Source organism: Scytonema hankhaensis NUACC26, from assembly GCF_045865695.1.
GTDB lineage: Bacteria > Cyanobacteriota > Cyanobacteriia > Cyanobacteriales > Nostocaceae > Scytonema.
This window is the reverse complement of the sequence record NZ_BAACAP010000228.1, coordinates 1-19,407: the sequence shown is the minus strand read 5'-3', so window position 1 is coordinate 19,407 and position 19,407 is coordinate 1. Positions and strand designations below refer to the sequence as shown.

Genomic DNA, 19,407 nt, shown 5'->3' with positions numbered 1-19,407 from the left:
TCTCCGACGCTTGAAGCTGGCTAACTTCATTAAGTCCTGACTCTTAAGCGGACTAAAATCCTTGCGGTGAGACCAGTGCTGAAGGAGGGTCTCCCTCCGTAGGCAACTGGCGAACCCGAAGGGATAACGTAGAATTAACAATTCTACATTGAGTCTGGTGAAGTCAAAAACCGAATTACTTCGATTTCTTACGAATTACTCCGTATCACGAACTTCTCGGGAATCTGAGAATAATCCAAACCCAGCTCTCGTTCACCTCGTTCCCAGGCTCCGCCTGGGAATGCCTTCCCAGAGGCTCCGCCTCCCGCATTCAGCCTACCACACGAAGCAGTCCCGATGAAAAAATCTCATAACCAATCGTGAAAATCCCTCTTCCCTTTTCCCTTTTCCCTTTTCCCTAACCCCTGATTTCATACCCAACCTTTGGTAGAATCAATTAGCCCTGACCCCGACTTGAGAGATTCGCTGAAAGTCGCACTAGCCATGTGCTTCATTTGAATTGGCTCACCAGCATCTGCGGCTAGAAAAGCTGCATTTAAGGCAATGTTGCGGATGACAGCACCAGCAGCATTCAGCCGTGCTAGCTTTATAAAAACGGATTTGGTATCACACGTTGTAGATCCCCCCAACCCCCCTTAAAAAGGGGGGCTTTGTGTAAGTTCTATTTTTTTATTTAGAACTTGCTAACCCAAACCTAACTCTCGTTTCAGCAAGCTAATCGAATTAGAACCGATATAATTGTCGCCACAAATCAGTCTTGGCGGACGAATGATATCATCCATAGTAGATTGCAAGGCTGATTGGGCGGCTGCATAACTCACTTGATCTGTACTAAAAACCACTTGTGCTCTTTTGACCATTGCATGAAGTCTGTAAGTATCTTTTGGCTGTGCTGTCATAATCAATATTTCATCCCCCCTCAAACCGTGAAGAATCACTTCCATGGCAGTCAAAATTCCAGAACTCATGCTAACTATGCCAAGACAGCTATCTTTTGGGAGACCTTTAAATAAAGTGTACTCCTTGGCATAGTCATGGATGTCTAGGGGAATTACACGCACGGCTTTAGGTGCTGCAATTACTTCTACATCACCAATAAAATACCGACTTGTCACCACTGTAGCAGAGGAAGTTTGATCCAAAACAGCAGATAATTCTTCCATCGGTACTAACTGTACTGGTATTTTGAGGGCTTGTTCTAATTCATAGACCATCAGTTCTCCCGCACCAATGTCTCGCGATGGAACTGCAACTAACACTCGCGCACTACAGCGCAAGCGCCAATCAATTTCTGCTAAAAATAACTCCCGTGCTTGGCTCAGCGTACAACCTTGGGAGAGGAGTTCATCAAGGGCTTGCTGTACAACTGTGCTGGCTTGGGGATACTGTTTGAGGATTGGCGATTGCAGTTTACTACCGCCTTCATGTCCTTGGGCGCGGACATATATTCCAGAACCAGCAAGACTTTCTACCAATCCATCATCTTCTAACTGGCGGTAAACCTTGCTAATTGTATTACGATGTAGCCCCGTCTGCATTGCCAACGCCCGCGTGCTCGGTAATTTGTATCCAGGTGGATATTGCCGAGATGCGATCGCAAACCGAATTTGGTTAAACAGCTGGTTGGATGCGGGTATTTCACTGTCCGGTTGGATTCGGAATTGAAGCATCAACAATCTCTCCTGTGTGGTGGTGGTTACATAAAACCAGTTGCACTCTGCCAATCGTTAAATATAGTACTTATAAATTCAAACCGATTATTATAAATTTCTGGTGCAGTTGCTACTGGTGGTTGATAATTGATCGGGGATAGCCCATAGCTCTAGCGTAGAGCGACATCTCTATACTCACACAGTACTGGTAAAAACTATTATGGCAGAGCGATCGCTAATTACCACAAGAATTCAAATTCCGCAAGATAACTTACAAATCGATGCGTACCAAGCAAAGCCTTCAGAACCAGGTTCTTACCCAGGAGTCGTAGTATTACAAGAAATATTCGGGATCAACTCCCACATTCGAGATGTTACAGAACGTATAGCTCAAGAGGGTTATGTAGCCATTGCACCAGCCTTGTTTCAAAGAATTGCCCCTGGATTTGAGACGGGTTACACCCCACAAGACATAGAAGTGGGTAAAAAATACGCTTGGGAGCAAACAACCGCACCACAACTGTTAGCTGATATTCAAGCAACCATTGACTATCTAAAAACCGTCGATGAAGTTAAAAAGGATAGCATTGGCTGTATAGGTTTTTGTTTTGGGGGTCATGTCGCCTACTTAGCCGCAACCCTACCAGATATTAAAGCGACAGCTTCTTTTTACGGTGCAGGTATTCCCACCCGTACACCAGGGGATGGGAATCCTACCATAACTCGTACCCCAGAAATCAAAGGCACTGTTTACGCCTTCTTTGGCATGGAAGACGCCAGCATACCCGCAGAACACGTAAACCAAATTGAAGCAGAGTTAGAAAAATACAAAATTTCTCATCGCGTGTTTCGCTACGATGGAGCTGACCACGGATTTTTCTGCGACCAACGTGCCAGTTATAATTCAATAGCTGCAGCCGATGCTTGGGAGCAAGTGAAACAACTGTTTTCACAAATTCGTTAGTAGATAGTTGTTAGTTGTTAGTAGATAGTTGTTAGTTTTCAACCACTAACCACTGTACGGGTGCTCTTGCATTGCGCCCCTACTAACCACTAACAAGAAAGCTGTTAGCAATTAACAATGAGTCTTTATAAGTCATGAACTCCGACGCGAAAATTTCTCAAAAAGCCGATTCGTCTTTTACAATGGACGATTTTGCCAAGGCACTGGAAAAACACGACTACCAATTCCAAAAAGGACAGGTGGTACATGGCAAAGTTTTCCAAATCGATCCAGATGGAGCCTACGTTGATATTGGTGGCAAATCGTCAGCTTATATTCCCCGCGATGAGGCTTCTTTGAGAGCAGTTACTGATTTATCGGAGGTACTGCTATTAAATGAAGAGCAAGAATTTTTGATTATCCGCGATCAAGATGCCGAAGGTCAAGTCACCTTATCGCGAAAGCAACTGGAAATTAGGCACATCTGGGATAGATTGGCGCAAATGCAAGAAAATTCCCAGACAGTTCAGGTACGGGTAAATAATCTCAATAAAGGTGGCGTTACTGTTGACGTTCAGGGTTTGCGAGGATTTATTCCGCGATCGCACCTCACAGAGCGCGATAATTTAGAAGCACTCAAAGGGCAAACCTTGAGTGCAGGTTTTTTAGAAGTGAACCGTAGCACCAATAAACTCATACTTTCACAACGAGTAGCAGCACGTTCTGCAAACTTCAGTACATTAGAAGTTGGACAATTAGTCGAAGGAAAAGTAACGGGGATCAAACCTTTTGGAGTGTTTGTGGATGTAGATGGTACAAGCGCTTTACTCCACATTAAACAAGTGAGCCAGAAATTTATTGAGAATCTAGAAAACGTATTTCAAATTGGTCAGCCCATCAAAGCTACAATCCTAGATTTAGACGAAGGAAAAGGTCGAGTAGCCCTCTCTACAAGAGTTTTGGAAAATTTCCCTGGCGAAATCTTGGAAAATATGGAAGATGTGATGGCGTCGGCTGAAGCCCGCGCTGAACGAGCTAGAAACAAGATGTCGAGTGAGCAGTGACCAGTGACCAGTGACCAGTGACCAGTGACCGGTGACCGGTGACCAGCGATCGGTGAGTTAGTGGTTTAGTAGGGGCGCTCTTGCATTGCGCCCGTACATAAGTTAGCACTACGGGCATAGCGTGTGGGGAATTCAGCATTGTTTAAAATAATTCAATTTTTATTTTTCTTTGCTATTCCCAATCCCCATTGCCCCTTATCCCCAGAGGGGGCCCCGAGTTCCCTAATCCCCAATCCCTAATCCCCAATATCCCGCTTTGGCGGACGCTTGTAAGTGAATGTAAAAGTGTCACCACTAGAAATTACTTGCCGCATCTCATCATACATTAAATAATTGCCGACACCACTCAGACAAGCCCAACCCCTTGCTCTGGTTAAACCAACAAATAACTGGTTGCGGTAATTCACATCACTTTCATTGCGAGCCACATTATCAAAGCCAACCACATACACCATATCCGCCTCATGTCCCTTAGCACGGTTGGTACGGGACACTGTGACTCCTCCTTCATGCCAAAATTTATCTGGGTCATTATTAGGCCATTGGGGAGTCAAGTCATTTAAGTTTAAAGCTGTGGGAATATAAACATCAATACTATGGTCTAATAAAAAGCCAGCAACATCAACTTCCAATTCTATCGCCTCAGAATTAGAGCCTAAAACCACGACTAAAATATCGCGACTGGGATTGAGACCGTCAAACATGACGTTATGCATAATGTTATCAGCTAACGCCTGCAATTCTTCTCGTCGAGAACTGTAAGTGTGAAACTCTAAAACAGGTTTGTCCCAAAATTCAGGAATGGGGTTAGGCGAATATTCAATTGGTCGATGCACGGTAATTGGCTTGCCAACTCGTCGAAAATCTCCTTTGACTTCATAGCCAATTTTGTTCCAATCATCTCTATTTGTAATACCTGCAAGCATTCCCTGTGGACGTAGCAAACCCATACCGATAGCATGAGCAGCTGTGAGAATGGGACCTGGTGTGCGGTAACAGCGACGCATGACCTCGGAACGCTTGATACCGCCAGAATACTGGGGTTGTTTGCTCAAAATATTTCCCAATTTCTCGCCAAAGACTTCTTTTGCCTTCGGAACTGCCATACTATCTAAACTCTGCGCTTCATCATACGCCCAAATCAGGCGGCGTTCTTCTGGGTTTTCTTCATCTACGGGTCGCAACGCCTGATAAGCCAACCAGTAAATTGCTTGTTTATCGTCGAATTTCAAATCGGCTTCAGATACCAAATCTTGACCCTCATCAATCAAGATAGCATCAAACATAGGTTGAATAGCGATCTCTTCCTGCAGCCGTTTACACAGTTCTGCTAAACCTCGATTGGGTTGTCTTTCCTTTGTATCTGCTACTTTCTTGCGTTTTTTACCGTGGAACTCGCAAATTGTTCCATACAAGCCAGGATGTTCTTTTGCGCCCCACGCATGAAGGACTCGCAACTTGTGATTTGTGTTTGGATCGTAAGTTAATTCACCACTGCTGAAGCGGCGAATCCATCGATCCAAAAGTTCAATTATTAAGTCATACAAAGAGCGAGTGAAAAACACAATGGCAATATCCCAGTCTGGATGCTTGAGGTGCATATGCGCTGCTTTTTGACACAACAAGACTGTTTTTCCCGATCCTGCAATACCGCGAATTCTTTGAGGTCCTGGAGGTATTTCTTTGCCAATATGCTCTTGTTGCAAATCAATTTCGTATAGTTTGCGCTCCAGATTTTCCATAACTCTAGCGCGGCTGTTTTGTGCAATCGCAGATGTTGTCCGGTTCGTGTCTTTGCGATGGACTGGTGTACCGCTAACCACAGACAGCAGCAATTCCCAGTCTTTATCCTCTAAGCTTTCTCCAGGAACGACAGCAGAAATTTGTTGAAATCGTTCAACACAACTGACTTTGCTTAATTGGTCTTGAAAAATTAAAGGAGGACAGTTGGGTATTTGGTCAAAGCCCCTTTGTTGCCATTGTTCTTGGGTAATCAAGGGAAGTGCAACAATAGCTCGTCCGTTAACCTTGCGCCAAAGATCTGATTCGCGGTCTCCATGTGCCTCACCTTGAATTTCCTTTGAGTCGCCTTTAACGGAGTAGGAAGGCTCGAGTTCGGACGTGGGACTTGCATCGCGATCGCCGACGCAAGCCGTACCCGGCTTATCGCAGTAGGCAATCAAAGCGCGTAACTGATGTTCGGCTTGTTGATAGGGATTTGCTTGTGCAATCTCACAGTTCTGCAACTGCCACACGCCACCGATGATACCAGTAATTTGGTCAATGGTAACTGATAATATTTCAATGACCGATAAACCAAACTCGCGATCGGCAATTAGAATATCAGGTTCTTTACGAACTTTACCCACCTTGGAGAAAATGGGATAACGCCAGTAAGCTATGCATTTTCTATCGGAAAAAGCATTTTTGATAGAGTCCCAAACTTTTTGTTCGCCCGCTTCATGACTAGCTTTTAGCGGTTCGGTAGTAATAAATTTGCTAATTTGTTCTTCGTTAGCAATTGTCATTGAGTACCTGCCTGTAGTGATTTTTTTGACACGGCAGCACCCTGAATATTTAGCAAGCTAACACAGGTAATCTGTTATTTGATACAGGAAAGTTACGGATAATTTATTTTGGAAAAAATAAGTATATGTACTAGATTAAATAAGAAAATTGTGTAAATTAATTTGACAGGAATTTGGGTGTGTGGCAATCGAAATTGTTGCACAATACCTCTTCCTCTCCTGTAAAGATCTGGTGTAAAGAAGTCAGTTCCTAACTAGACCAGTTGTAGTAACTGCCCTCAAAAAGTTTGTCTTGGCGTCTTTGCGTGTTATTATGATTTACTTGGTGAAAAACTTTCAAAGTCATCCCCATGTCTTATGTGGCGGGCTTTCCTTCTTCGATTCTGGTGACGACAGAATGTCAAAGCCGTTTTAGGGAAGGGCGAAAATATCCTGAAACATACTTCTTTATAGAGAAAATTGAGGTGCAACTCAACTAAAAAACTCTAGTTTATCTAGTTGATTTGCATCAAAATCAACACGTTTGCGTCTCAACTTGCACAAAGTTAGAGATGTGAAACCTCACGTATCTAAATAAAAACTTTATCTTGTTACTGAATTAATCGACAGACAACAAAATAGAGCGATCGTTACAATGAAAATTTTTCGGAGAGGAAACAATGATTAAGAATGAGTATCAATTAATGGTCACTAAATCGTGGATTGAGAAATTCCATCAAGCCATTATGAATTTATATCAAAATGAAGAAAAAAGGCGTAAAGATCCGGACGGTTGGCAACTGTTAATAGATTCTTATTATGCTCATATTAAAAATCTTCATACAGAAATAGCAGAGTATAAAAATCTGAAAAATCACAATCCAGAGAACTCTTTGGTCTTGCAAAATGTGAATCTTAACGTGGATGAAATTGGAGAGATTTTGATTAAAGTGAGACTCGCTAAAAAAATTACAGAGAAAGAGCTAGCTGCACTGACTCAATTAACAGAAGAACATATTAAAGAGTACGAAAAACATGATTATCAAAACGCTAGTTTTGACACTGTGATAGAGGTAGCAGATGCTTTAGGGGTTAAGCTACAACATTGTATCGTTGTTGCAGAAATTAATGAATTTTTGGAAAGTCAACTCATGGAAGTCCGAGAAACAGAGAAAATTGAGGCTGAATTTCAATCAGCAATTGGTTTGATGGATTGCAATTGATTAAGTAAGTCAGCACAATTAACGTCATTAGTCATTAGTCATTCATCATTGGTAAGGATTTCCGGTCTATTTACCTGCTTGTAATCTAGTTCGGTTTATTTATACCTAACTACTTATAAGACTTTCGAGGTTAGGATTCAACAAGCCTTGCTTGGATTTAATTTCACCAGACTGTCGGTTGTCTTTTCAAATTGGGATTTACAATTTCAGCGATCGCTTCTGTTCTATCTAGATGTTTTTCAGGTTTTAAAGTTCCGTATGTTTTTCTCTTCTAGCTCTGATGTTCGACTAAAATTTGTCAAACCCACTTCATTTTGTCAAAAATTAAATTTTATAAATCCTATGTAAAGACGCAAATGATAGTAACAAATTAGGTAACAGATACAACGGATGGTTTATTTGTACGGTCGATAAGAACATCCATCTGTTATATCTGTTAAATGTTCTCTTCACGGTAGTGGCGGAACCTCAAAGTCATTGAATGAATAAACGTTGTAAGCTGTCGAAGCTAAAGCTCTTACTAAGCGCTGGTCTAAAGTTAGTAACGTAGCATTAACCTGCTGTGAAAGGGCAACGTAAGAAGCATCATAAGCAGAAATTCCATTAAGATATCGCAATCTGTGCTGCATCTTCCATTAAATCAACTGTCGAAACAACATTTAAAGAAAATCCTTTGAGAGTAGTTAGATCCGTTGCAACTTTGTCAGTGGGATAAAGCCTTGCTCGAACATATTTCCAAAGAGTGTTAGTACACTCAATATAGAACAGCTCGGGTACAAAGAATTTAAAGTGGGTATTATCAACATATGACAACAATAGATCCACTTTTTGTGACAGTGGATCTGGGATAAATTGCTTAATAAATACACTGGTATCTACTACGTAATTAATGGTAGTCATCATCTATCGCGGTCTTCTCGAATCATAGCTGTACTATCTGGCCATTCGATATCTTTTGGTAACAACTCGCGACGACGGCGACTTTCCTCCAAAAGTTGTGCGACATTCTGCTGTTTCTGTTCTGCCATTCTCTGCTTTTGAACTACCAATAAGCCATTTTGCAGAAGAGTAATGAGTTGGGCATCAAGCGAACTTTCCTTTGCCGCTGCTAACTCTTGCAACTGTTCATACAAGTCATCGGGTAAATATAGGTTATGAAGGGTAGCCATTTACAGACCTCCTGAAATTATGAAAAATGTGCTTAAGTATGTTTTGCCAACCAATTCAATAATAGTTGATTTATTTGTTGCGCTCGCTTAAGCATAAACTAATGCCCTGCACCCTCAATCCTCTCGTACTACCACTCAGCCGATACGTATTGTTCAGAATCTTTCATCTGTGATTCCCAGAGAAAATCGTCTTTGGTACTCCAGATACCAAGGGTTGGAACTTAAATTTGTTTCCATCAGCTTAAGAATAACATAATTAGCTAGTACAATTCTGTACTGCATTATGGTTCAGTATTCCATGATGGATGTATACTTTATCCAAATCACAACCATTCATGACTGATAGAACTCAGTACTTATTGGAATTAGCAAAACGCAATGTCGAAGCTTATATTGCCAACTCGAAAACAAAAGCGGTCATGGTTACTGGCTCAGTCGCGGAAGGGCTGTGCGATGAATATTCAGATTGCGAGGTGTGCATTTATTACGACGAATTACCTTCTGACGAGGAATTAGAGCTTGCACGTCAGCAAAATCATGGTTCAGAGTTGCTTGGCATTTTGGGCGATGCTGCAAAGCAGCCGCTTCGCGAACGCTTTGAGGGAGCGATTGGTCAGACTTACTTTGTAAACGGGGTTGAATTTCAGTTTGCTCACGCAACGATCGCACAATGGGAAAAGGAAATTTCAATCATCTTGTCTGGGTCTGACATTCAATCTCCAATGATGAAAACGATGACTGGGACACTAATTGGAATTCCATTGTACGGCGAAACGCTGATTCAGAAGTGGAAAGCCAAAATTACAAATTATCCCGATGACCTTGCACAGAAGATGGTCGAGCATTACCTCACGTTCTTCCCAATTTGGGGAATGTGGGAAAAGCTTGCTAGAAGGGATACAACGCTTTGGTACTATCAAATCCTCGTTGAGTCAGCCCAGAACTTGCTCGGTGTATTGTCTGGAATAAACCGTTTGTACTATTCAACGTTTCAATTCAAGCGAATGAGGAGATTCATTGAGCAAATGGAAATTGCCCCTGAAAATCTTGCCTCTCGTCTCGAAGGCTTGTTTCATCATGAAGCCCCTGTAGCGATCGATGAACTTGAAGCATTGGTTCGAGAAACCATAGAGCTTGTAGAGATTCATATGCCTCAAGTGGATACTTCATCAGTAAGACGGAAATTAGGGTGGAGACAGCAGCCGTGGAGTTGAGTTTGTTGAGATTGACTCCATATTAAGTAGGTTTGAGTAGGTTTTTAGAAGCGATAGCCATATACTAACCTCCTTTGACCTCAAATCAATTTTGAGAAATTGTAGTATGGTGCTACTAGATTGGATTGCTAAGGACAGAGGGGATCTCCCTCATCCCGTCTGTTGATAAATTCGTGAATGTGTTCGCGTTACCTTGATTTGATATATCGCATGATTGTTAAAATTTTGAGTTTGTGCGAACAAGTATTAATTTTTATCAAAAATTATTAAGGATTAATACATAGACCCTAAGAATTATTCTATCATTTTAAGTTTATGGTGATATAGAGTATAACTCTTCATCAATAAACACAGAGTATATTTGAGTTTTAGCGTAATTTTCATCAATACTTAGAGAGCAGCATAATGAGTAGTAATAGTTCAAGCCAATTGCAGTTGCGTGTTTGGCAACCTTGTCGCTGGCAGCGAGAATACTTGGACACTAACAAGAACGGTTTAGCAGATATTACTTCTTTCCAAGAATGCATTTATTTGTGGGAACCGTTTAGCGATCCTTTTGGTTCTGTCATTGGTACTGAGTCAACCCAGCAACTACGGGAGGTATTAATAGAAAATTTTGCTCTAGCAAGACCACCTCATGAACGTGGAATAGAGAATCTTAAGCAAGCAATTGAAGTCATGGACACTATATTATCTAGCAAAAATGACTCATCTTGGGGTGATTCAGAAGAGTTCGGATATTTAAGCAATGGAGGAAATGTAAATCTTCGTCAACATCACCTTCTAGCGTTACGCCAGCACATTCAGTGGATATATGACACATTTGTTGGTGTTCCAGGTGTTAACGTATCGCTGCGCTAAAGAGGAAAACATGGAATTCAGGTTGCTTAGTCAACAAGAAGCACTTCAATTCATTGCCGAAATAGGCAGCCAAGGAAATCTGTTTGAAATAGACCTTGGGGAGGATATCTGTTTCGGAACAGACAAATGGGTTAATGTTGGAAGAATTTGGTTATACCCAGGAGGACAAGTTTCCGAAACTGAAACTCGATACGATGAGTTTTGTGCTGCTAAATTCGGTGGGTTTGAATGGCAACTACCAACCACAGATAAGCTTAGGGAAAATATTTTTAAGTTTCTAGATTCTTCTAGTTACCCCAAAGAAAGTGTTGAAAAAGCTTTTCGGGAAGGTTTACAAGACGTTATTCGGCGCACATTGCTACTTTTACCTGTTTTTGATGTTGAAACAATTTCTCGAATACCTTTACAACGACCAATAACTATCGTGACAGATACATCAGCAGTTCACCAAGGAGGACTAGATTTTGTATGTCGCTTTCTCACCCCTTGGGCAAGAATAAAAGTACCAGCCATAGTTCATATGGAAATCTTAGCTCAAGTGGATAATTACTTGTCTAAAATTCGATGGAGTAGTGACAATAAAAAGAAAGCTCAAAGCAATCCTGCAACACTTCGTCAACATCTGCTTAGTCAAGGAGGACAAAGAACGTTGCTACGTCTTGAGTTCCATTCAGATGCAGAAATGGAGCGAGGTGATTTGGGAGCCGATCCCCTGCGTGGCATTGTGACATCTAGTAGCGATTCTGAAGACAAAGCTCTTGGGCTACAAAACGTTACTAGGAGTTTTGCAGATCGTCTCATTGTGGAAACAGCTAGGCGTTTTCAAACAGAAGTTCGTCCCAGTCATCCCCTTGCTCTTCTAACGAGCGATCGAGGAATGGCTAGAATGGCTATGGCTGAAGGAATTGATGTATTGTTTTTTCAAGCTCGTTCTGTCCCTAAATTTGATGGTAGAACACTTACTGGGACTCTTTTTCACCCCTTCAAACCATCACTTTATACTGTTTCTCTGACTACTCTATTGTGGGAGTTAGCTGTATCTTTTGGTTGTCTTCGTATACACAATCCTGAAACGAATGCCTCACTACAATTATGGGGGATTCCTAGTTCTGAGGGAGTGACCTGGCAACCACTTCATATTAAGGACGATCTTTTGTGGGGCCAGTTCGCTCCGGGAACATCTACTCGCATTATTTCGGTACAACCAGATACTAGCTCTTTTGCATTTGTACCTGATGTAACCGCAAGTAAACAACAAACGAGTTCATCTTCTCTCCTAAATACAGATCTTTTACCTGAAGGCTATGCATTTAGCCCAGATCGAATGTTTCAGTTGATTAAAAGTTTAGTAGAGACAAGAGAGTTAACAACTGAAATAGCACAAGCAACAATAGGCTTAAAACATCAAGAGCGTTTTAACCTATATAAAAACTTCCTCCGCAGTGGCTCGTTTATTGAAATACATGGCGATCGCATTAAATCTACACAATCCCTAATGTCACTTTGGCAAAGTATACTAAGTAGAGATATTACTAGTTTTTTAAATTACTTGAGAAAAATACCCTCATTTGAGAAAGTTTATAATTATGTTAAAAGACTCAAGGTTGTTGAACCTCATGATAAAGAATTGCCCCTTAGAAATAAAGCAAAATCAACTTATATTCGGCTGGGTGAAGCTGCTTGTGCTTGGCTGAACATAACTAACAGAGGAATTGTTATTACTGACAACAAACCAGAACTAACGGATTTTGCTAATGTAGCAGTTGAGGTTTATAAATTGATTTGCTCTCAGGGAGATACAGAGTGGGTACTTACGGGTCTTTGGTTAGAAGAATTGGCTTTCCGCCATCATATCCATCCTATATTTGTTAGAGAACTTTTAGAAAAGGCACGGTTTCAAAAGTTATTAGATGTATATGTTGAAGGATCTACACCAGATACACGCTTTGAACAGCATAATTTCTGGATTCTTAAAATAAGTGATGCAATTCCTCAGTTAGAGAAAATTTTTCTGTATCATGGTGATTTTCTCATACCTGGTACAGCAACGGTACGTATCAAGGTAGAAGGAGCTAAAAATGCCTCTTGAAAATCTATTTACAGACGAGGTTGTTGACACCCCAGAAAAGAGTCAGAAGTTACTTTACGAAAAGTTTGGTGTGTTAACCAACCCTTTCCCTAGTGCTGGGCAGACTAGTGGTCATCCACATATGCCTACAGAAGCGGACAAACAAGTTGATACTGCGGTGAAAATATTTTACAGCGAGCGCAAATCGCACGTAATTTCCATTACTGCTAGCCAAGGTATTGGCAAGACGAATCTTCTGAACGCTTATGAGACTGCTTTGCGTGAAAAACTTAGTCCACTTGGCTTTTTTGTAATTCGCTACGTAGCAGATCCAGAACCTTCTTTTGATCCATTAATTAGATCGCTTTTTGAAAATCTTGGAAAAGATTTCTTACGTTCGTCAATTAATGCACTATCAGAAAAACAAGTCAACGATCTCGACCAGCTATTAGAGTTTGTTAGAACAGTTGAAATTAAACTGATGCTTCAAGCTCTCTTAGATGCTAAAAATGAATCTGAAGAAAAGTTTGATTCTCGTTTATCATTAGCACATCAATGGCTTTTAGGAATGCCTGTAAGGAAAGTTCATCAGAATGAACTAAATGTCAATTTCCGTTTGGATACTGTAGAGGCAAAAACAAGAGCATTACGCGATCTTGTTTATTTTGGTGCAGAAATGAAAACTCTAGCAGGAATTTTTCTTCTTTTAGACGAACTAGAAAAACAAGATTTCAGCCTTTCTAAAACTATTGTTTTAAAATATTTATCAGCTTTGCGTGCTTTAATCGATGCACTTCCAAAATACCTTTTCTTGATGGTTGCTTTAACTACAGATGCTCTTAACCGTTATCGGGAAATGCTTCCTGCTATTAGGGGTCGTCTTTCAAATGAAGTTCAACTAACCCCTTTAAGAAATGAAGAAGAGGCTGTAAGATTATTTCGCTTTTACCTCGAACAAGCAAAAAGAGAAGCGAAAAATTTGGTATCAGACAAACAATGGCACAGTGGAAATGAAACCCTTTTGAACGAGGATTCTGCACGGCTACTATTCTATCAACTGTCAAAAGGTAGTAACATTCAAGGTGTTCGACAGCGTGACTACCTTAATGCACTGTACGAGAAAGCAAATGAATCAATCGCTAATGCTAGTTAACAGTTTTAGCTTGTAACGGAACACAGACGATCGGTAGCCTGTGGGTTGTGTTCAGCAACATAGTTCCAAATTTCCTCAAGGTCTTGCATTACTTGAGTAGAAATCCTATACCGACTCGTGAAGCGTCTCTCTCTGCCAACCTTTTTCTTCCTCGTGCTTTGCTATCTTCAAAAAAAGTTGAAAGCGACTCTTCGTCATATTCGGTATATTGACCGCGATCGAGTTGTTCAATCCCAAGCTCAATTTCATGCCGTAATGCTTCGAGCTTTAATGCTTGAAGTTCTTTCTCAACGTTCTCAAGCCGATCCATCATCTCCTGGAAAGCTTGTACCTCATGAACTACTACCTCAGCTTTACCATTAACCGTTAACACAAGTGGAGACTTTGTTGCTTTTATCCGCTCTACGTAATCCTTGGCATTTTGCTTGAGGTCGGTAAGAGTTTGAATATTTGCGAGATTAATCTTGATTGCCATAGCACCAAATAAAGCATTTTATGAAATGCTATCTCCAAAACATTACACATTCCAGCTTTTAGCTCAGTCAGTAAAGGTGCTTTATACGGCAATCCTTGGACTTGGACAACTAAGGGCAAGAAACGTAGTCCTTTAACGCAACAGGATGCTAATTTGGTTGACCTCCAACAAGAAAGACCGTGGTACGGTGAAGTCTGCTATCACGTCTTGCAACAAATGCTTAAGCAAGTAAATGCTGCATTTGTGCTCTTCTTTCAAGGCTTGGGCAAATATCCTAAAATAAAATGACAGGGTATGTTCCGCTCTTTTACTTATCCGGCAAGGGATGCTACCTTTAAAGGAAATAAAGTCAGGCTGCCTGGAATTGGTTGGATGCCATTCTTTCAGTCTCGACCGTTTCTGCAAGATTTCAACATTTGTGCTGTCATCATAAGAAGGAAAGCAGATGGCTTTATATGTCTGTTCGATTGCAAGATGATTCAGTTCCAGATGTACCTGCACCGCAACAAGTCAAAACAGCAGTGTAGCTGTGGCTCTGGGTATGTTTGAGTGCAGAGGAACTTGAGTAATCAGTTCCCAGCATACTCCGGCAAGAGCTGTAAGCAAGCTGTCGATAGAAATCTAGTGGTGCTTTACCTAGTAGCCACATAGAGATGTAACATCTTTAAACGGAGAGGGGGAGATTCGAACTCCCGGATGCTTTCACATCATCCGATTTCAAGTCGGACGCAATCGACCACTCTGCCACCTCTCCAGTAAAGCTGCAGCTATATGCTGTCAGCTGTCAGCAATATTAGCTGACCAGTTTCTAAGTATATATCATCTTTAGGCAGTTTGCACTACTGGACTGGGTTTTTTATAAAGAATTTCTTCTGAGGCAACAGAGAAATCTTCTCCTACCCAAATAAGGGAGGCTTGAGAGATGGAACCGCCTTCTAACAGAACAATTGAGAAGTTACGTTGCTTACCAAGATTAGTTTCCATAATTCTAGGTACACTGGCAGCGTTTAAGTAAACAACACCTTCTGGGCTGGTAAATACACGTTTTCGCGGTTCTTTTTTGGTGTGCCGCAAGGTGTGGTGCATATGACCAAATGTGACCAGGGGAATGGTTTTACCAGCAATCATCGACTGTGCGATCGCTTCTGCCAAATCGGGGTCGCCAAAGTCACCTCCTATGGGATGCCAATCTTTGCCACAGGGGTCTTCTGGACGCTCGCCTAGCCCAGTGGGTCCATTGTGACCGATAAAAATGATATTTTCATGAGCCGCACTCTTTACAGCCGCAACAATGCGATCTGTGGAATCCTCAAAACTAGTCACTCCAAACCATTGTTGGTAGAAATCGGTATATTTCCACTCAGGTCCACCCCAGCTAAAGGGACGACCACCAACAACAGTTAAATTTCCGTTGGGAAAATCCAACTTACTGTAACCAACTTGGGTTTCACCTAACAAATCAAGTTGTTGTTGCACCCAGTTTTCCTTAGTGCGATCGTAAGGACACTTCTTTCGTCCCCATTCGGTGGCAGTGTACCAAGCATCGTGGTTTCCCATGACTGCTGCTTTGGGAATGTCGAGGGATGCGATCGCTCTCACTACGTCTACCGATTCATTGCCAAAATCACCAACAAATAGCACTAGGTCAACGCCCAAATGCTTGAGTGCAATGCCATCTTCTTCTTCCCATTGGTCGTGAACGTCTCCTACTACAGCAATTTTTATGGTTTTTGAGTTTGTTTTCTGACTGGTCATGCCACTTTCCAAGCATATCTGTTTTTAGCATAGGCAACTTATGGAGTTTTGACACAACTCCAAGGAAGGAGGGTTACCCGCCTTCCATTTTTGGTAAAAACTACTATAATTGAATCCACGATACAAAAATTTGTAATTCTAATACAACCTAACTGTGTTTACTACCGCATTAGCTCAACGTGGAAAAACGGAACGGGGCGATCTACCACTGGATTTATTTGCAGCTATTGAGTCTCTTAAAAAAGAACTCAACGCGATTGTCCTAGCACATTACTATCAAGAACCAGATATTCAAGATATTGCAGACTTTATAGGAGATTCGCTCCAGCTTGCCAAAGCTGCAGCCAATACAAAAGCAGATGCGATCGTCTTTGCTGGTGTCCACTTTATGGCAGAAACGGCAAAGATTCTCAATCCAGATAAAATGGTACTGTTACCGGATCTCAATGCTGGTTGTTCTTTGGCTGATAGTTGTCCAGCCGAGGCGTTTGCCGCTTTTAAAGCTTTACACCCAGGCCATATAGTGGTATCCTACATCAACTGCTCTGCTGACATTAAAGCACTTAGCGATATTATCTGTACTAGTTCCAATGCTGTCAAAATTGTCCAGCAAATACCAAAAGAACAGCCCATCATATTTGCTCCTGACAAAAATTTAGGGCGGTATGTGATGGAACAAACTGGACGAGATTTGGTATTGTGGGATGGGAGCTGTGTTGTTCATGAAACTTTTTCTGAAAAGAAAATAGTGCAGCTAAAAATTGCCCACCCAGAAGCAGAAGCGATCGCTCATCCAGAATGTGAAACAAGCGTATTGCGCCATGCCAGCTTTATTGGTTCGACAGCAGCATTACTTAAGTATTGTGTGGAAAGCCCATCTCAAGAATTTATTGTGGCGACAGAACCGGGGATCATTCATCAAATGCAAAAACAAACGCCCCATAAACGTTTTATACCCGCACCGCCGATAAACAACTGTGCTTGTAACGAGTGTCCCTTTATGCGATTAAATACCTTAGAGAAGTTATACTGGGCGATGAAAAATCGAACTCCAGAAATTACCTTACCAGAGGAGACTCGTTTAGCTGCTTTGAAACCTATTCAGAGGATGCTAGAGATGAGTGCTTAAAACTAAGAAGGGTTTTTCTTAGATTCTTTTTCAGCAGCTTCGCTATATTTCTTATAGAGTTTTGTACGGATTTGAGCTTCCTCATAACGGCTGTGGTTTGGCGGTACAGATTTCATTAATTCTGATGCTCGTTGCCATCGCGCAGCCAAATCTAACCATTGAACTGAGGTTTGAGCCGTTTTACCTGTTGCAGAAGCTTGGTTAGCAATCCTTACTGCTGCTGAAAAGGGATCTTCAGATGAGGTAGAAGCACTTGAGCCACTAGTAGTAGGCTGACTGGGAAAATTGCCTCCATCCGTTACTGCTGGAATCACTGAATTTAGAGTTTCTGCTCGCTCGACATTCTTCGATGTATTTAGAAACAAAGTATAACCAACCCAACCAAGCAACAGTAAAAATACGGTAAAGCTAACTCCTCCTAACAATTTTTTGGTAGTAGAATTTCTAAATTTGTTCTTTTTATTAATTACAACAAGACGAGAAGATTGGGAATTGAGTAAAACAGCCCTACCTTGTTCTTTTCTTCGCTCTTTAAAATCTTTCACTAATTGCTCGATAACATTAGGTTGAACCAACGTAATTTCCTGAGACCAAAGCAGTTGATTCTCCGAGTCGCGACTAATTTCCTCTAACCACAGCAATTGCTGTTCCCGAACAATCCGACTATTGATATTGACGCGATAAATGTTGCGCGGTGCAATAGACTCAAGAATTTGTTGGACTTGCTCAACTAAAGTTCTTTGTTCGAGGTTATCTACTGCACGTGCCTCACAGAGTAATTGCAAAACACCAGCGTCAAAAATAGCTCTGGTTCTGACGCCCGAATTAGCGAGTCGCTCGTTTAACACTTGAATAATTGCAGCAACGCTCCCTTGGTGAGCTTGCCAAGCGATATCATTTATCCGATCTACCATTTCCATTTGTGGATATGTAATAGCTGTTTAACCCTGAATTAATTGACAAACAAATTTATTTAAAAAATTTTGGTTTTGTCTTGATTTAGATTTTATGTGTAAAAATCTAAGGATGCCACATTTGCTATAAAGTAAATGCAGTCATACCCAATTCTATTGAGGACTAGTATTAAGTTAATAATAATTAGAATTCTGACTCTAGATCTATAATACACATACTACATTTAAGAGCGCTCGATACAATACGATGAAAAGACTTTAGAAGAGAAGCCCTCATATGGAGTATGCTGTCCTACTTCTATATTTTCCATAGCAGTCCTAAATCATTCTGAAAAATCATTAAGCACTGTAGGGTAGGCAATGCCCACCTACAGCAGATTGTAACAAGCGTGAGGTACAGATTATTGTAAGGGCGCAAGGCCGCCGCCCCTACTGATGTACTTCATTCACATGAAAAAATGCTATGAGTGTGTTTCATAAATCAGATAGGATTGCTATATCAAGATACTCAAGCTATATCACAAGATCCGGCAAGTTAAGATTTTAAGAGCAAAAACAAAGCCCCCTTCCTAACTAGAGGAAAGAGGGCTTTGCTGCAATTATAAACCTGGCACCGAGCTATTTTTGCGGGCGGCTACCCGCCAACTATCGTCGCCGCATCAATGTTTCACAACTGAGTTCGGGATGGAGTCAGAGTGGTACCACTGAGCCATTAGCACCAGGCAAGAAGGTAGGGGGAAGGGGGATGGGTGAGGGGGGAAGGGAAATAAATTTCACATCAACCTTAACCATTCACCATCTGCCACCTTCACAAAACCCTGAAGACTGCACAGAAACGCGATTCACCACCAAGGCTTGAAACAGGCCCGAAGAAATTGGGGAATTTTTTCACCCTGCTCCCTTCACCCTGCTCCGTGCCTCTTCATCGAGGTCAAGTGCTCGGTCTGTTAGGACAACTTGGCTCAATACATTACTGTAATTACACCGACTGCCTATTAACAGGTGTTCTACCTGTGACCTTACCTATTCTCATAGTCAGAGCACTCATCTTGAGGTGGGCTTCCCACTTAGATGCTTTCAGCGGTTATCCGCTCCGCACTTGGCTACCCAGCGTCTACCATTGGCATGATAACTGGTACACCAGCGGTGCGTTCCTCCCGGTCCTCTCGTACTAAGGAGGACTCCTCTCAATGCTCTTGCGCCTGCACCGGATATGGACCGAACTGTCTCACGACGTTCTGAACCCAGCTCACGTACCGCTTTCACGGGTGAACAGCCCA

18 protein-coding genes, 1 tRNA gene and 2 rRNA genes are annotated in these 19,407 nt (G+C 41.6%); 8 read left to right on the top strand and 13 right to left on the bottom strand.

Going from position 1 to position 19,407, the window contains the following annotated elements:
* Positions 1–410: 410 nt before the first annotated feature.
* Positions 411–629, bottom strand: coding sequence for a hypothetical protein (locus ACKTT2_RS33790; RefSeq protein ID WP_407895031.1), 219 nt, complete (start codon positions 627–629; stop codon positions 411–413).
* 54 nt (positions 630–683) lie between these two features.
* The gene (locus ACKTT2_RS33785; protein WP_407895029.1) at positions 684–1,670 is read right to left on the bottom strand and encodes a GntR family transcriptional regulator; all 987 of its coding nucleotides are present in this window, start codon (positions 1,668–1,670) and stop codon (positions 684–686) included.
* A gap of 202 nt (positions 1,671–1,872) precedes the next feature.
* On the opposite strand from ACKTT2_RS33785, the gene ACKTT2_RS33780 reads away from it, so the two are divergent.
* Together ACKTT2_RS33780 and ACKTT2_RS33775 are read left to right on the top strand one after the other, a co-directional pair.
* On the top strand, positions 1,873–2,616 hold the full coding sequence (locus ACKTT2_RS33780; protein ID WP_407895027.1) for a dienelactone hydrolase family protein: 744 nt from the start codon (positions 1,873–1,875) through the stop codon (positions 2,614–2,616).
* A gap of 134 nt (positions 2,617–2,750) precedes the next feature.
* Positions 2,751–3,659: a S1 RNA-binding domain-containing protein gene (locus ACKTT2_RS33775; RefSeq protein ID WP_407895025.1), complete on the top strand. Its 909-nt coding sequence runs from the start codon at positions 2,751–2,753 to the stop codon at positions 3,657–3,659.
* A gap of 236 nt (positions 3,660–3,895) precedes the next feature.
* Here ACKTT2_RS33775 and ACKTT2_RS33770 read toward each other — a convergent pair whose 3' ends face one another.
* Positions 3,896–6,187: a DEAD/DEAH box helicase gene (locus tag ACKTT2_RS33770; RefSeq protein WP_407895023.1), complete on the bottom strand. Its 2,292-nt coding sequence runs from the start codon at positions 6,185–6,187 to the stop codon at positions 3,896–3,898.
* A 659-nt stretch (positions 6,188–6,846) separates the two neighbouring features.
* Here ACKTT2_RS33770 and ACKTT2_RS33765 point away from each other — a divergent pair.
* Positions 6,847–7,389, top strand: coding sequence for a helix-turn-helix domain-containing protein (locus ACKTT2_RS33765; protein WP_407895021.1), 543 nt, complete (start codon positions 6,847–6,849; stop codon positions 7,387–7,389).
* A 449-nt stretch (positions 7,390–7,838) separates the two neighbouring features.
* On the opposite strand, the gene ACKTT2_RS33760 is transcribed toward ACKTT2_RS33765, so the two are convergent.
* Genes ACKTT2_RS33760 through ACKTT2_RS33750 form a run of 3 tightly spaced genes read right to left on the bottom strand, consistent with a single transcriptional unit; the run spans position 7,839 to position 8,558 of the window.
* On the bottom strand, positions 7,839–8,018 hold the full coding sequence (locus tag ACKTT2_RS33760) for a type II toxin-antitoxin system VapC family toxin (RefSeq protein WP_407895019.1): 180 nt from the start codon (positions 8,016–8,018) through the stop codon (positions 7,839–7,841).
* Positions 7,993–8,292 (bottom strand): type II toxin-antitoxin system VapC family toxin, encoded by a 300-nt coding sequence (locus tag ACKTT2_RS33755; RefSeq protein WP_407895017.1) that lies wholly within the window; start codon positions 8,290–8,292, stop codon positions 7,993–7,995. Before ACKTT2_RS33755 ends, ACKTT2_RS33760 begins: the two co-directional genes overlap by 26 nt.
* Entirely contained in the window at positions 8,289–8,558 is a 270-nt protein-coding gene (locus ACKTT2_RS33750) for a hypothetical protein (protein ID WP_407895015.1), read from the bottom strand. Before ACKTT2_RS33750 ends, ACKTT2_RS33755 begins: the two co-directional genes overlap by 4 nt.
* Before the next feature lie 335 nt (positions 8,559–8,893).
* On the opposite strand from ACKTT2_RS33750, the gene ACKTT2_RS33745 reads away from it, so the two are divergent.
* From ACKTT2_RS33745 to ACKTT2_RS33730, 4 genes are all read left to right on the top strand, one after another.
* Positions 8,894–9,772, top strand: a complete 879-nt coding sequence (locus ACKTT2_RS33745; RefSeq protein ID WP_407895013.1) for a hypothetical protein — start codon at positions 8,894–8,896, stop codon at positions 9,770–9,772.
* Between the two features lie 405 nt (positions 9,773–10,177).
* Positions 10,178–10,633 carry a hypothetical protein gene (locus tag ACKTT2_RS33740; RefSeq protein ID WP_407895011.1) on the top strand — a complete coding sequence of 152 codons (456 nt, stop codon included), beginning with the start codon at positions 10,178–10,180 and terminating at the stop codon, positions 10,631–10,633.
* A 10-nt stretch (positions 10,634–10,643) separates the two neighbouring features.
* Positions 10,644–12,722, top strand: a complete 2,079-nt coding sequence (locus ACKTT2_RS33735; protein ID WP_407895009.1) for a PIN domain-containing protein — start codon at positions 10,644–10,646, stop codon at positions 12,720–12,722.
* Positions 12,712–13,854 carry a hypothetical protein gene (locus ACKTT2_RS33730; RefSeq protein WP_407895007.1) on the top strand — a complete coding sequence of 381 codons (1,143 nt, stop codon included), beginning with the start codon at positions 12,712–12,714 and terminating at the stop codon, positions 13,852–13,854. Before ACKTT2_RS33735 ends, ACKTT2_RS33730 begins: the two co-directional genes overlap by 11 nt.
* An 88-nt stretch (positions 13,855–13,942) precedes the next feature.
* On the opposite strand, the gene ACKTT2_RS33725 is transcribed toward ACKTT2_RS33730, so the two are convergent.
* The 4 genes from ACKTT2_RS33725 to ACKTT2_RS33710 all read right to left on the bottom strand — a co-directional run bounded on the left by ACKTT2_RS33725 (position 13,943) and on the right by ACKTT2_RS33710 (position 16,084).
* Positions 13,943–14,329 (bottom strand): type II toxin-antitoxin system prevent-host-death family antitoxin, encoded by a 387-nt coding sequence (locus tag ACKTT2_RS33725; RefSeq protein WP_407895005.1) that lies wholly within the window; start codon positions 14,327–14,329, stop codon positions 13,943–13,945.
* 451 nt (positions 14,330–14,780) lie between these two features.
* Entirely contained in the window at positions 14,781–14,978 is a 198-nt protein-coding gene (locus ACKTT2_RS33720; protein ID WP_407895003.1) for a hypothetical protein, read from the bottom strand.
* A gap of 20 nt (positions 14,979–14,998) precedes the next feature.
* Positions 14,999–15,083, bottom strand: a tRNA-Ser gene (locus ACKTT2_RS33715).
* 71 nt (positions 15,084–15,154) lie between these two features.
* Positions 15,155–16,084: a TIGR04168 family protein gene (locus ACKTT2_RS33710; protein ID WP_407895001.1), complete on the bottom strand. Its 930-nt coding sequence runs from the start codon at positions 16,082–16,084 to the stop codon at positions 15,155–15,157.
* 154 nt (positions 16,085–16,238) lie between these two features.
* Here ACKTT2_RS33710 and nadA point away from each other — a divergent pair, with 154 nt between their 5' ends.
* Positions 16,239–17,213, top strand: coding sequence for a quinolinate synthase NadA (nadA, locus tag ACKTT2_RS33705; protein ID WP_407894999.1), 975 nt, complete (start codon positions 16,239–16,241; stop codon positions 17,211–17,213).
* A gap of 2 nt (positions 17,214–17,215) precedes the next feature.
* Here nadA and ACKTT2_RS33700 read toward each other — a convergent pair whose 3' ends face one another.
* The 3 genes from ACKTT2_RS33700 to ACKTT2_RS33690 form a co-directional block, all read right to left on the bottom strand.
* Positions 17,216–18,127 (bottom strand): hypothetical protein, encoded by a 912-nt coding sequence (locus tag ACKTT2_RS33700; protein WP_407894997.1) that lies wholly within the window; start codon positions 18,125–18,127, stop codon positions 17,216–17,218.
* A 605-nt stretch (positions 18,128–18,732) separates the two neighbouring features.
* Positions 18,733–18,850 (bottom strand): 5S ribosomal RNA (gene rrf / locus ACKTT2_RS33695).
* A gap of 204 nt (positions 18,851–19,054) precedes the next feature.
* A 23S ribosomal RNA gene (locus ACKTT2_RS33690) occupies positions 19,055–19,407 on the bottom strand; the annotation flags it as partial.